General features: G+C 49.7%; 14 protein-coding genes. 13 read left to right on the forward strand and 1 reads right to left on the reverse strand.

From position 1 onward, the window contains the following. Positions 1-85: 85 nt before the first annotated feature. The 13 genes from ACFQPF_RS00085 to paaX all read left to right on the forward strand — a co-directional run bounded on the left by ACFQPF_RS00085 (position 86) and on the right by paaX (position 12,227). The gene (locus ACFQPF_RS00085; RefSeq protein WP_379745464.1) at positions 86-1,411 is read left to right on the forward strand and encodes a phenylacetate--CoA ligase family protein; all 1,326 of its coding nucleotides are present in this window, start codon (positions 86-88) and stop codon (positions 1,409-1,411) included. A 72-nt stretch (positions 1,412-1,483) separates the two neighbouring features. Next, positions 1,484-2,449 (forward strand): 1,2-phenylacetyl-CoA epoxidase subunit PaaA, encoded by a 966-nt coding sequence (gene paaA, locus ACFQPF_RS00090; protein WP_379744649.1) that lies wholly within the window; start codon positions 1,484-1,486, stop codon positions 2,447-2,449. Positions 2,450-2,467: 18 nt separating this feature from the next. Then, entirely contained in the window at positions 2,468-2,815 is a 348-nt protein-coding gene (paaB, locus tag ACFQPF_RS00095; protein ID WP_379744652.1) for a 1,2-phenylacetyl-CoA epoxidase subunit PaaB, read from the forward strand. Further along, positions 2,812-3,606: a 1,2-phenylacetyl-CoA epoxidase subunit PaaC gene (gene paaC, locus ACFQPF_RS00100; RefSeq protein WP_379744655.1), complete on the forward strand. Its 795-nt coding sequence runs from the start codon at positions 2,812-2,814 to the stop codon at positions 3,604-3,606. Before paaB ends, paaC begins: the two co-directional genes overlap by 4 nt. Before the next feature lie 18 nt (positions 3,607-3,624). Further along, positions 3,625-4,122, forward strand: coding sequence for a 1,2-phenylacetyl-CoA epoxidase subunit PaaD (paaD, locus tag ACFQPF_RS00105; RefSeq protein ID WP_379744658.1), 498 nt, complete (start codon positions 3,625-3,627; stop codon positions 4,120-4,122). 350 nt (positions 4,123-4,472) lie between these two features. Next, positions 4,473-4,778, forward strand: coding sequence for an EthD family reductase (locus ACFQPF_RS00110; RefSeq protein ID WP_379744661.1), 306 nt, complete (start codon positions 4,473-4,475; stop codon positions 4,776-4,778). Further along, positions 4,771-5,547, forward strand: coding sequence for an enoyl-CoA hydratase/isomerase family protein (locus tag ACFQPF_RS00115; RefSeq protein ID WP_379744664.1), 777 nt, complete (start codon positions 4,771-4,773; stop codon positions 5,545-5,547). Before ACFQPF_RS00110 ends, ACFQPF_RS00115 begins: the two co-directional genes overlap by 8 nt. 11 nt (positions 5,548-5,558) lie before the next feature. Continuing rightward, positions 5,559-6,332: an enoyl-CoA hydratase-related protein gene (locus ACFQPF_RS00120; RefSeq protein WP_379744667.1), complete on the forward strand. Its 774-nt coding sequence runs from the start codon at positions 5,559-5,561 to the stop codon at positions 6,330-6,332. Between the two features lie 30 nt (positions 6,333-6,362). After that, positions 6,363-7,871, forward strand: coding sequence for an aldehyde dehydrogenase family protein (locus ACFQPF_RS00125; RefSeq protein WP_379744670.1), 1,509 nt, complete (start codon positions 6,363-6,365; stop codon positions 7,869-7,871). A gap of 514 nt (positions 7,872-8,385) precedes the next feature. Beyond that, on the forward strand, positions 8,386-9,258 hold the full coding sequence (locus ACFQPF_RS00130; RefSeq protein WP_379744673.1) for a 3-hydroxyacyl-CoA dehydrogenase: 873 nt from the start codon (positions 8,386-8,388) through the stop codon (positions 9,256-9,258). Continuing rightward, on the forward strand, positions 9,258-10,463 hold the full coding sequence (locus ACFQPF_RS00135; protein WP_379744676.1) for an acetyl-CoA C-acyltransferase: 1,206 nt from the start codon (positions 9,258-9,260) through the stop codon (positions 10,461-10,463). The genes ACFQPF_RS00130 and ACFQPF_RS00135 overlap by 1 nt, the downstream gene beginning before the upstream one ends. Positions 10,464-10,478: 15 nt before the next feature. Next, complete coding sequence (locus ACFQPF_RS00140; protein WP_379744679.1) at positions 10,479-11,255, forward strand: enoyl-CoA hydratase-related protein; 777 nt, start codon at positions 10,479-10,481, stop codon at positions 11,253-11,255. Positions 11,256-11,327: 72 nt separating this feature from the next. Beyond that, entirely contained in the window at positions 11,328-12,227 is a 900-nt protein-coding gene (paaX, locus tag ACFQPF_RS00145) for a phenylacetic acid degradation operon negative regulatory protein PaaX (RefSeq protein ID WP_379744682.1), read from the forward strand. A gap of 127 nt (positions 12,228-12,354) precedes the next feature. Here the strand turns inward: paaX and ACFQPF_RS00150 are convergent, their stop codons facing one another. Beyond that, positions 12,355-12,867: a gamma carbonic anhydrase family protein gene (locus ACFQPF_RS00150; protein ID WP_379744685.1), complete on the reverse strand. Its 513-nt coding sequence runs from the start codon at positions 12,865-12,867 to the stop codon at positions 12,355-12,357. Between the last annotated feature and the right edge of the window lie 10 nt (positions 12,868-12,877).

Raw genomic sequence — 12,877 nt, forward strand, 5'->3', positions numbered from 1 at the left:
ATGAGGACGGTCGATAAAAATCCGTTATATTTTTTACTCCAATATGCAAGCGCTTACATAAAATGATGTCAGGAGGACTGTCATGATTTTTTCTCCAGAGATGGAATGTATGGAAGCTGAGGAAAAGGACCGGCTGCAGTTGATACGACTGCAGCAAACAGCATGGCGAGTGTACGAAAATGTCCCGTTTTATAAGGAAAAGTTCAATCAGGCGAGCATTTCGCCGAACAGCATTACATCGCTTGAATATTTAAAAAAACTGCCTTTTACGACGAAACAGGATTTGCGGAATCATTATCCGTTCGGACTGTTTGCGTCCAAAAAAGAAGAAATCGTGCGGGTTCACGCTTCATCCGGTACGAGCGGCAAGCCGACGGTCGTTGGCTACACCTCGTCAGACATCAAGAACTGGAGTGAGATGGTGGCCCGGTCGATCGCGATTGCAGGCGGAGAGCCCGGCCATATCCTTCATAACGCATACGGTTATGGCCTTTTTACAGGCGGTCTCGGACTACATTATGGCTCGGAAAAGCTTGGCATGATGACGGTGCCGGTCAGCGGCGGCAATACAGAGCGCCAGATACTTCTCATTGAGGATTTCGAGCCGCAAGTGATTTGCGGGACGCCGTCCTATGTACTGACGATTGCTGAAAAGATGGAGCAAATGGGCAAGAACCCGCGTGCGACCTCACTGAAATATGGCATTTTCGGTGCTGAACCATGGTCGGAAGAAATGCGTGCAACGCTTGAAGAAAAGCTTAACATAAAGGCAATGGACATCTACGGGCTCAGTGAGGTGATGGGTCCGGGTGTCGCGATGGAATGTCACGAAGCACAGGATGGTTTGCATATTATGGATGACCATTTCATCGCAGAAATCATCAATCCTGATACGCTGCAGCCCGTGCCTGATGGCGAGTATGGGGAGCTTGTGTTCACAAGTTTGACGAAAGAGGCGTTTCCGATCATTCGCTACCGTACTGGAGATATTGCGTCTTTAAGAAGAGAGCCGTGTCGCTGCGGAAGAACGTCAATCAGAATGTCGCGTGTAAAAGGGCGGATTGATGACATGCTGATCATCCGCGGGGTGAACGTGTTTCCTTCCGAGATTGAGAACGTCCTGCTGCAGACAGAGGGCATTGTTCCGCATTATCAAGTGCATCTTATCACGGATGGGCTGCGTGAGAAAGCAGAGCTTTCAGTAGAAGTATCGGAACCTCTTTTTCTTCAATGCGGCCAAGATATGTCTCATCCGGACATTTCATTTTTAAAAGAGAAAATCGGCCGTACGATCAAGGACAGCTGCTTGATCAGCATGCCGGTTCATATGCACCCGCCACTCTCCATACCAAGGTCGGAGGGTAAAGCGATCAGGGTGGTGAGGCATAAACGTGCAGAGATGGGTGTATAATCGATTGATTAATAGCATGACGTTAAATTATAATAACGGTAAATAAACGTAATATAAATGGAGGGGAATGCAATGGCATCGATGCTGGACTACGACCGGCTGACAGAAGATGAAAAGCATGAGCATTTTATGGAACGGATCAACCGCGGCGAAAAGATCGAGGCAGACGACTGGATGCCGGATGATTACCGCATCTCGCTCATCCGCCTTATTTCCATGCATGGCATTTCGGAAATCATGGGAGCGCTTCCAGAGAAGGAGTGGGTGCCTAAAGCACCGTCCCTTCACCGCAAGCTTGCCATCATGGCAAAGGTGCAGGATGAGATGGGGCATGGCCAGCTGCTGCTTCGTGTGGCAGAGGATCTGATGGCTCCTCTCGGCAAGAACCGTGAAGACATTATGCAGGATTTGTTTTCAGGAAAATTAAAGTTTCATAACGTCTTCCATATGTCTGCACCGACTTGGGGCGACGCGGGCATGATCGCCTGGCTAGTGGACGGGGCGGCCATCATCTCTCAGAGCATGATGCTGGATTCCTCGTACGGACCTTACGCGAGGGCGCTGAAACGAATTTGTGCGGAAGAAGTGTTCCACGCCCAGCATGGTGAGAGCATCATTCTGGCGATGGCAGAAGGGACACCAGAACAGCGTGATATGCTGCAGGAATCATTAAACCGCTGGTGGACCTCGCTTATCATGTTCTTCGGACCAAAATCAGCTAAGGAAACGGGCAACTCGAACGCAGACAAAAACATCATGTATAAAATCCGTGCCAAGACGAACGAAGAACTGCGCCAGGAGTTTTTCACCAAATATATCCCGCGGATCTGGTCACTCGGGCTTACGATTCCAGATGATACGATCCGCTTTGATGAAGAAAGCCAGATGTGGATCTATCAGGATGTCGACTGGGGCGAGTTCAAGCAGATCGTGACAGGGAACGGACCGGAGTCGCAAAACCGCCTAGATCTTCGCCGCCGTTCGTATGACAACAACGCTTGGGTACGTGACGCACTCGCTGCGAAACGTGCGATCTAGGCAGAAGGAGAAACCGTCATGAGCGAAAACAAAAGCGAATTTTACAACGTATATGAAGTGTTTTCAAAGAAAAATGACAAGTCCGCCTTTCAGCACCAGTTCAGTCTGCTCGCACCAAACGCAGACATGGCGCTGATTATGGCGAAGGAAAATTTCTTCAGACGCGAGCCCGTTGCTGATATATGGGTCGTGAAGCGTGAGAATATCCGCGGTCTGTCACAGTCCGAGCGCGAGATGCTGGGGCGCCTCGACAAAGACTACAGAGAAACGAAAGGCTACGGCTACCTGAAGAAAAAATGGCGTGAATACAATCAAGAGCAATTCACCGAGCAGCACATTCTCGGCGGAGGGGGAGATGCCCAGTGACAGCAGAACATGAAAAGGGAGCACTTATCGAGCTGCTCTATCAGCTAGCAGACGATGACTTTATCCTTGCCTACCGCGGTTCAGAATGGCTCGGCCTCGCCCCCCATATTGAAGAGGATGTTGCATTCTCTTCGATCAGCCAGGATATGATGGGGCATGCGACCATGTATTACCGCCTGCTCGAACAGCTTGGAGAGGGGAAAGCAGACGAGATCGCCCATCTCCGTGAGCCATCAAAGTTTAGAAACGCTGTCATTCTTGAAGAAGTGAACGGACCTGGAACGTACCTTGAAAAGCCCGATTATGACTGGGCTTTCGCAGTCGTTCGAAATTATTTTTACAGCGTACACAAACAAATCCGGCTCGATTCGCTGCGGCATTCCGATTTTGAACCACTGGCCGAAGCAGCACGCAAGATCATGACCGAGCAATACTACCATTTAATGCATTGGGAGCTATGGTTCAAGCAGCTTGTAACGAGCACGGATGAAGCGAAGGCCCGCATGACCACTGGCATTGAAAAGGTTTGGCAAGATTTCGGCGGGGTGCTTACGTTAGGTCCTGCCTATGCTGACATGGTAAAAGCCAATTTTATCGACGACGAAAATGTATTAAAACAGCGTTGGATGAAGCGAATGGAAGCGGTCTTTAAGGAAACGGGACTCACGTTTCCCGGCGAGCCGAAAATGGACCGCGGAAATGGCCGCAAGGGTGAACATACAGAGGATTTGACAAAGGCACTCACCACGCTGTCTGAAGTATACGCGTCCAATCCCAAAACAGGCTGGTAAGAAAGGGGAGGAAGCACGGTGTCACAACAGCAAAAGGAAGTAGAGCAGCTCGTATGGTCCGCGCTTTCGCATGTAAAGGATCCTGAAATAGCGTCAGTCAGCATTCTTGACCTTGGAATGGTCGGCAGCGTGTTGGTGGATGGCAGTATTGTAAAAATCACTGTGCTCCCGACATTCTCCGGATGCCCGGCGCTCAGTATGATTGAGCGTGATATAAAAGCCGCCGCTGAGAAAGTAGAAGGAGTCAAAGAGGCAAATGTCGAATTCGTGTTCACACCGCCATGGACGACAGACCGCATCACACCCGAGGGCAGAGAACGTCTAAAAGAGTTCGGGATCGCTCCGCCTCCTGCCAACCATGTGATGGGAGAACCATGGGCAATCGACTGCCCATACTGCGGCTCAGCCTATGTCACCATGGAAAACATATTCGGCCCAACCGCATGCCGAAGCATCCTATACTGCCGTTCTTGCAAGAATCCTTTCGAAGCCATGAAGCCAGTAGCGAATTGGTAGACTCACAGGCACTGCCGTTTGTAAGCACTGAAAGTCATCGTGAGTATCAGTAAATGTTCTTTAGCAACAAGAAAAGCAATACTGAATTTTTTTGCATCTTTGACAAGTTGATTGGAGTGTAAGGTGCCGACTCCTCGAAAAAGAAGTTCACTTTTTCTTGCGTTTGATGTCTTGCTGCATCGCCTTCCTTATCCTGCAGGATAAGTGGGACAGGTGAGACCCTTCAATGGCGCTTGGAGAGCGTTGGGGCTCACCGCCAACTCCTCTGGATAAGCGTGCACCTGAAACGGAAATCAACAGCATCTATGCACCTTCCTGTAAAACTAAAATACTATTAGGAGCTGATTATCTTGGTAAAATTAATCGCATTGTACAAAACGCCTGAGGATGTTGCGGCGTTTGATGAGCATTATTTTGGACACCATACAGACATTACGAAAAAGATTCCGGGGCTCCGTAAGATGGAAGTGACGAAGATTGTTGGTTCGCCGATGGGTAAAAGCGATTATCATGTGCTTTGCGAGATGTATTATGACGACCACGAGTCGCTGAAGGCTGCGATGAAATCAGATGAAGGTAAAGCTTCCGGCAAAGACTTGATGTCGTTTGCAGGTGAGCTTGTTACACTCATGATCGGTGAGGAAATCAATGAGTAAGTATGAGACGATTACCGTTTCTGTCACAGACGGCATCGCCCTCATCTCGTTGAACCGACCAAGAGTGTTAAACGCGATTAACCGTCCGATGGTCACTGAGCTGCTGGACGTTTTTGAAACCTATGACCGTGATGATGAGGTGAAAGCATTCGTTCTCACAGGCACCGGCCGCGCGTTTGCGGCTGGCGCTGATATTGACGAGATGAAAGACGACGATGCGATCTCGCTTGAACTGCTGAACCAGTTTAAAGAGTGGGACAGGCTCGCGACGATTCGCAAGCCAATCATCGGCTCCATCCACGGCTTCTGCTTTGGAGGCGGGTTCGAGCTCGCCCTTTGCTGCGATATCCTGTTTGCAGCTGAGAATACACAGTTTGGATTCCCAGAGATCAAGCTCGGCGTCATGCCAGGTGCTGGCGGCACGGTCAAGCTTACGAAACTGATGGGTCAGAAAAAAGCGCTCGAATGGCTATGGCTCGGTGATCCGATGACGGCTAAAGAAGCACTGGAATATGGTGTCATCAACCGTGTGCTCGCACCGGAAATCGTTTTAGACGAAGCGATTAAGTTTGCCAAAACCGTCGCTGCCAAAGCGCCGCTCTCAGTGAGGCTCATCAAAGAAACAGTCTATAAATCCATCGATTATTCCACATATGATGGCATGCAGTTTGAACGAAAAAACTTTTACCTATTATTCTCGTCACAGGACCAAAAAGAGGGCATGAAAGCTTTCGTAGAAAAACGTCCGGCGCAGTTTAAAGGCCAATAGGAGGACTAGTTATGTTTGAGACGATTAGCTATGAAACAAGAGGAAAGACAGCTTGGATTACTTTGAACCGCCCGGATAAGCTGAACGCATTCACTTCGGTTATGCATAAAGAAATGGTGTCAGCGCTTAAAGAGGCAGGCAAGGACGATAACGTCAGAGCAGTCGTTATCACCGGTGCTGGCCGCGCGTTCTGCTCAGGGCAGGATCTTTCTAGTTCTCCTCAAGGAGCGGATTACGGCGATATTCTCCGCAAAGGCTATAATCCGATGGTGCAAGCACTGGTCGGACTTGAAAAGCCTGTTATCGCAGCGGTTAATGGGGTTGCAGCCGGTGCCGGCATGAGTCTTGCGCTGGCTTGTGATTTCCGCATCGCGAGTGAGAAAGCGAGTTTTATAGAGGCGTTCATTCATGTCGGCCTCGTTCCGGACTCTGGCAACCTGTATTTCCTTCCGCGCCTTGTCGGCCATGCTAAAGCAATGGAGCTTGCGGTTTTGGGTGATAAAGTCAGTGCCGCGCAAGCAGCAGAACTCGGTCTTGTAACCAAAACAGTAAGCGAAGAAGATTTTGTCATGGAAGTAGAGACGTTTGCTGAAAAGCTTGCGAACATGCCAACGAAAGCCATCGGCCTGATCAAGAGATACATGAACAAGAGCTGGGAGAGCGACTTGAACGAGGTGCTGGAATACGAAGCACAGGCGCAGAAAATAGCAGGAGAGTCTGCCGACCATAAAGAAGGGCTGATGTCCTTTTTAGAAAAAAGAAAGCCTTCATTTACTGGAAAATAGAGATCAGCAGAAGCAGAAGGAGTGGAAAAAATGAGTTCAGCTAAAACAGAAGCAAAAGCGGTTAAGCGTGACGTATATGAAATGATAATCGGAGGCCAGCCGGTCGGGGGTTCAGAGCGTGAATACTTTGTGACCTATAATCCCGCTACGGGTGAGCCGCTGGCGAAAGTAGCAAAAGCGACTACAGCAGACGTTGATGCAGCGGTTGCAGCTGCTCGCCAAGCATTTGCAGCAGGTAAATGGAAGCGCTCTCCTGTTAACAAGCGTGCACGCACGATGAATAAGATCGCGAACATCATGCGTTCGCGTTTCAACGAGCTCGTTGAGCTGGAAGTGCTGAACAGTGGAAAATCGCTGAGCGCAGCACAAGGCCAGGTCATGCAGGCGATTGAAGATTTCGAGTTCTATGCAGGAGCGATCGTGAGCCACCGCGGTGCGGTTAATCCGATGCCAGGTCCGTTCATGAACTATACGCTCAAGGAGCCAGTCGGTGTCTGTGCGCAGATTATCCCGTGGAACTACCCGATGATGATGGCCGCATGGAAAATCGCGCCTGCGATCGCAACAGGATGCTCAGTTATCTTAAAACCGGCAAGCCTCACACCGCTTACAGCGATCGTGATGACAGAAATCTGCCACGAAGCAGGTGTTCCGGAAGGTGTCGTGAACATTATCACTGGGGACGGATCTACAGTCGGTGCGTATTTAGCCGAACATGAAGGCGTCGATAAAGTGGCGTTTACTGGAGAAACGGAAACAGGAAAAGACATCATGGCAAAAGCGTCCAAATCACTGAAGCGCGTCACACTTGAACTAGGCGGCAAGTCTCCTAATCTCGTGTTTGACGATGCCGATCTAAACGCGGCAGTAGACGGAGCTTTATTCGGCATCTTCTACAATACCGGCCAGTCTTGTGAAGCACGCTCACGCCTATACATCCAAGAAAGTTTGTACGATGCGTTCATGGAGAAGTTTGTGGAAAAAGCGAAAAAACTCGTGCTCGGCAACCCGCTTGATCAAAACACGCACGTTGGCGCCATCATCTCTGAACGCCAGCTCGAAGTAATCGACGGCTATGTGAAATCAGCGGAAGAAGAAGGAGCGACGATTTTGCTTGGCGGCGGACGCGCGAAAGTGGACGGTCATGAAAGCGGACACTGGTACTTACCGACAATCATCACGAATGTGACAGAAAGCATGAAAGCCGTAAAAGAAGAAATTTTCGGACCGGTCGTTGTTGTTTCCACGTTTAAAGATGAAAAAGATGCGGTGAAGCTCGCCAACAACACAAACTTCGGACTCGCTGCAGCCATCTGGACCAAAGATCATGCCAAAGCAACACGAGTGGCCGGTATGATCGAGGCAGGAACGATCATGATCAACTCGCCGTTCTCCGCCTTCCCAGGAACACCATTCGGGGGCTACAAGCAATCAGGCTTCGGACGCGAGCTCTGCATCGAAACACTCGACCTATACACCGAAACCAAAAGCGTCGTATCCTACACCGGATCACGCCCGCTAAACCCATTCAACCTATAAAAAAACACCAAAGCGAGCCATAGTGCTCGCTTTTTATACAAGACGAATATTAAAACAGTGATGCTGAGTACCACTTGAACTTACATGTATAGCTACTTCGAAGAAAATGGTAAGTATGTTAAAAACATCTTTGAATAGTTGATTGGAGTGGAAGGTGCTCGACTCCTCGAAAAAGAAGTTCACTTTTTCTTGCGTTTGATGTCTTGTTGCAAAGCCTTCCTTATCCTGCAGGATAAGTGGGACAGGTGAGACCCTTCAAAGGCGCTTGGCTAGCGAAGGGGCTCACCTGTCCAGCAGAAAGGGCTAGCCCCTCGAGGTCAAATGAGAAAGTGCCCAATAAGTCAAAGACCGACTTACCGGTCCCTTTCTCATTTGCTTGTCGGGGCTGGACGAGCCCTTTCTGCTTTTCGCCCACCCTGCGGAAAGCGAGAACCTGTAACGGAAATCAACCCCCTCTTCAATCTTGGTTTTTAATTACATTTTAAACACTTGTTTAAGAAAGGCAGGAGAAAACATGCTGCAACATGCCGTCATCATCGGATCTGGTGTAATGGGAAGAGGCATCGCCTACGTCTGTGCTCTTGGAGGATTCGACGTACAGCTCGTCGATGTAAAAGAAGAACAGCTAACAGGAGCTAAAAAAGAGATCGACGCTATTTTTTCAAAAGCCGTAAGCCGAGGGAAACTCACTGCAGAAGCCGCAGCCTCTGCGCAACGCAGGCTATCGTATACCGCCCAGCTGTCAGCCGCGGTAAGCGGTGCGGATATTGTCATTGAAGCCGTTCCAGAAAAGATCGACATCAAGCGTGCCGTTTTTGAAGAAATTGACCGGTCCGCACCACCGCATTGTATCTTAGCCACAAACACGTCAACGATGAGTCCGACCGAAATCGGATCTTTTACAAAACGTCCAGAAAACGTCATTGCGATGCATTTCTTCAATCCAGTGCACCGCATGCCGCTAGTCGAAATCGTACGCGGCCATGAAACGAGCGAAGAAACGGCTGAACTCGCCAAACAAGCCGCAGAGAAGATGGGCAAAGAAACCGTGACGGTGAATGAATTTCCAGGCTTCGTCACAAGCCGCATTTCGGCCATGATTGGAAACGAAGCGTTTTACATGCTGCAGGAAGGTGTTGGAACAGCAGAAGACATTGATAAGGCCATCAAGCTCGGTCTTAACTTTCCGATGGGCCCGTTTGAACTCGGTGACCTTGTCGGGCTTGATACGCGTCTGAATAACTTAAACTACCTTCACCAAACGTTAGGGGAGAAATATCGACCAGCCCCGCTTCTCGTCAAATATGTGAAAGCAGGAAGGCTCGGCCGCAAAACGGGAAAAGGTGTGTATGACTATTCACCAGAAAAAGATGGGGTGAAACAGTGATGAAAGAGGTTGTCATCATTGATGCCGTCAGAACGCCGATCGGACGATATAAAGGCGGATTGAAAACAGTCCGCCCTGATGACTTGGCAGCTGTTGTCATTCGTGCTCTTATGGAGAGAAATCCCGAAGTGCCTGGTGATAAGGTGGAAGAAGTTATTTTAGGAAATGCGAACGGGGCAGGGGAGGATAATCGCAACGTTGCCCGAATGGCGGCATTACTGGCAAATCTTCCTGTTGAAGTGGGCGGAACGACCATCAACCGTTTATGCGGTTCAGGTCTTGATGCGGTCATGTACGCTGCACGCGCCATTATGGCAGGCGAAGGAGAGATTTTCATCGCCGGAGGAACGGAGAGTATGACACGAGCGCCACTTGTAATGGCAAAGCCTGACACGGAGTTTCCGCGTGGCGACATGAAGATGTTTGATACAACGATAGGTTGGCGCTTCGTGAACCCGTTAATGCACGAAAAGCATGGCACGGACTCGATGCCTCAAACCGCAGAGAATGTTGCCTCCCGATTCGGTGTGACGCGTGAGGAGCAGGACGAGTTCGCTTTTAAAAGCCAGCAGAAAGCCCGCCGTGCAATGGATGAGAATAAATTTGATGATGAAATTGTGCCTGTCAGGCTGGTTGACCGCAAAGGAAACGAAACATGGATTCGTGCAGACGAACATCCTAGACCCGATACGACACTCGAGAAATTAGGCAAGCTGAAGCCGTTGTTTGAAGGGGGGACGATCACAGCAGGTAACGCATCAGGCGTTAATGATGGTGCTTCTGCATTACTCCTCATGAGCCGTGAAAAAGCAAATGAACTTGGTTTGAAACCCCTGGCAAAATATGTGGCAGGAGCGGTTGCGGGCCTTGAGCCTTCGGTGATGGGAGTCGGACCTGTTCCGGCTTCGCAAAAAGCGTTAAAGCGTGCAGGCATTACAGCGCAGGACCTGGATTTGATCGAACTAAATGAAGCGTTTGCGTCACAATCGATCGAATGCATGAAGCAGCTTAGCTTCAATCAAGATATAGTGAACGTAAATGGCGGAGCAATTGCATTCGGCCATCCGCTCGGTGCGAGCGGGGCGAGAATTCTAACAACGCTGCTGCATGAAATGAAGCGGCGCGGCTCGAGGTATGGCTTGGCGACAATGTGCATCGGAGTCGGGCAGGGAATCGCCGCAGTGGTGGAAAGAGATGATCGATAAGGGGAGAGAACAAACATGGCATCGATTTTGTATGAAGTGAGAAACCATATTTCTTACGTGACGATCAACCGTCCTGAAGTGTTGAATTGCTTCAATTATGAGACATTAAAAGAACTAGGAGGCATCATCGACGAAATTCACCATAACCGTGATGTCCGGGTCGTCATTTTTACCGGAGCCGGAGAGAAAGCCTTCAGTGCGGGTGCGGACTTAAAAGAACGACGCACACTGACTGAAGCAGAAGTAAAACGCAATGTACGAAAAATCCGGGATGTGTTCTCTGCAGCAGAAGCTCTGCCACAGCCGACAATCTGTGCCATGAACGGCCACGCGTTTGGCGGGGGGTTCGAGCTCGCCCTTGCCTGTGATTTGCGCGTGTCGGTGAAAGAAGCGTTCATGGGCTTGACTGAGCTTAGCTGGGCGATCATTCCTGGCGCAGGCGGAACACAGCGCCTGCCGCGTCTAATCGGCCAGGCAAAAGCGATGGAGCTGATTTTGACAGCGAAAAAACTGACGGCGGAAGAAGCGTATACGTATGGCATTCTTAATGCCGTTTCAGACCGTTCAGAGCTTATGGCTGTATGTGAGAACTACGCGAATTCCATCATGAAAAACGGGCCGATCGCTGTCCAGCAGGCAAAATATGCGATCAAGCACGGCATGGAGACCGATCTGCAGACAGGGCTAGCGATCGAGGCGAAGGCGTATGAAGTGACGATTCCGACGAGCGATCGGATGGAAGCATTGAACGCGTTCAGCGAAAAGAGAGAGCCTGTTTTTAAAGGCGAGTAGTTGTTTGAATTCTGCCAGTTTGGTATCGTAAATAACATCATGCCAAACATGGCGCACAAGAGGTTTTAAAACATGCAGAACAGTTTGAACACACGATCAATGATATTCACCCTTTACGGCGACTATATCCGCCATTATGGCAGCGAGATCTGGATCGGCAGCTTGATCCGGTTTCTCGAAGAGTTCGGGCATAACGAGCAGGCGGTCAGGGCGGCCATCTCGCGCATGAGCAAGCAAGGCTGGATCGAGTCGCGAAAGCAAGGGAACAAAAGCTACTATTTTTTGACACCGCGAGGCCAAAAGCGGATGGACGAGGCAGCGAAGCGTATTTTTAAGCTGCAGCCGGAAAAGTGGAGCGGTGACTGGACGATGTTCACGTATACCATCCCTGAAGAGCAGAGAAGCATCCGTGACGAGCTGCGGAAAGAGCTCGTATGGAGCGGCTTCGGACTTCTCACGAACAGTTTCTGGATCTCTCCTGGCAATCAGGAGAACCAGATTACAGCCGTGATTGAGAAGTATGACATCCGCAATTATGTTCATTATTTTACTGCACAATATAAAGGCCCGGATGAAAGCACACGTCTTGTCCGTGAATGCTGGAACTTAGAAGAAATTAACGAACGCTATGAGGAATTTATCAAAACATACTCACAGAAATATGTGATCGATAAAAATAAAATTGAAAAGGGCGAGATGAGTGACGGCGAATGCTTTGTGGAGCGGACGAAGCTTGTTCATGAATACCGCAAGTTTTTGTTCATCGATCCAGGACTGCCGCAGGAGCTGCTGCCGTCAGACTGGCTCGGCGACCATGCTGCCTCTCTTTTCAGCGATTATTACAAAGCCCTTGCGCTGCCGGCTAACCGCTTTTTTGAAAGCATTTACCGTGAAGGAAACGAGCTGAACAAAGCGATCAGCTATAACGTCCTAGAGCATCCACTCATGGCAAACAGCGAACCAAACAGCTAACGGACGTCCCTGAGGGACGTCCGTTGCATGCGAATCGTATGAATCGGATCGAAATAAGCAATAATCGGGTCGAATTCCAATTTTGCGGGTCAAAATCAAGAAAAACGGGTCTTTCCCGCACCTGCCGTTATTTGACCTGCTCTTTAAACTGCTGCCCTTTTTCATAATACGTATCAATGGTCAGCTGAATGAGCTCAAGATCTTTTTCGGTCAGTTCACGCACGATCTTGCCTGGTGACCCCATCACCATGACGCGCGGAGGGATTTTCTTTCCGGACGGAATGAGCGTGTTTGCACCGATAAACGCCTGCTCACCGATCTCTGCTCCGTCGAGAACCGTCGCGCCCATACCGACAAGCGCACCTTTTTTCACCGTGCAGCCGTGGAGGATTACATTGTGGCCGATAGAAACTTCGTCTTCCAATACGAGCGGATAGCCTTCATACAGATGGAGCGTGCAGTTATCCTGCACGTTCGTTTTTTTGCCAATGGTAATCGGGCCTTCGTCACCGCGAAGAACGCTGTTAAACCAAATTGTCGAGCCCTCGCCAATTGTGACATCACCAATCACATGAGCTCCAGGGGCAATATAAGCGCTTTCATGAACGTTCGGAGATTTTCCGTTAAACGTATGTTTCATCCAAGTATCC

Source organism: Fictibacillus iocasae (assembly GCF_042665465.1).
Classification (GTDB): Bacteria; Bacillota; Bacilli; order Bacillales; family Fictibacillaceae; genus Fictibacillus; species Fictibacillus iocasae.

Bases quoted from the DNA above. Each gene is read 5' to 3' on its own strand.
- ACFQPF_RS00135 (WP_379744676.1), top strand. From the start codon at position 9,258: ATGAAAGAGGTTGTCATCATTGATGCCGTCAGAACGCCGATCGGACGA.
- paaB (WP_379744652.1), top strand. From the start codon at position 2,468: ATGAGCGAAAACAAAAGCGAATTTTACAACGTATATGAAGTGTTTTCA.
- ACFQPF_RS00120 (WP_379744667.1), top strand. From the start codon at position 5,559: ATGTTTGAGACGATTAGCTATGAAACAAGAGGAAAGACAGCTTGGATT.
- paaA (WP_379744649.1), top strand. From the start codon at position 1,484: ATGGCATCGATGCTGGACTACGACCGGCTGACAGAAGATGAAAAGCAT.
- paaX (WP_379744682.1), top strand. From the start codon at position 11,328: ATGCAGAACAGTTTGAACACACGATCAATGATATTCACCCTTTACGGC.
- ACFQPF_RS00140 (WP_379744679.1), top strand. From the start codon at position 10,479: ATGGCATCGATTTTGTATGAAGTGAGAAACCATATTTCTTACGTGACG.
- ACFQPF_RS00150 (WP_379744685.1), bottom strand. From the start codon at position 12,867: ATGAAACATACGTTTAACGGAAAATCTCCGAACGTTCATGAAAGCGCT.
- ACFQPF_RS00115 (WP_379744664.1), top strand. From the start codon at position 4,771: ATGAGTAAGTATGAGACGATTACCGTTTCTGTCACAGACGGCATCGCC.
- ACFQPF_RS00130 (WP_379744673.1), top strand. From the start codon at position 8,386: ATGCTGCAACATGCCGTCATCATCGGATCTGGTGTAATGGGAAGAGGC.
- ACFQPF_RS00125 (WP_379744670.1), top strand. From the start codon at position 6,363: ATGAGTTCAGCTAAAACAGAAGCAAAAGCGGTTAAGCGTGACGTATAT.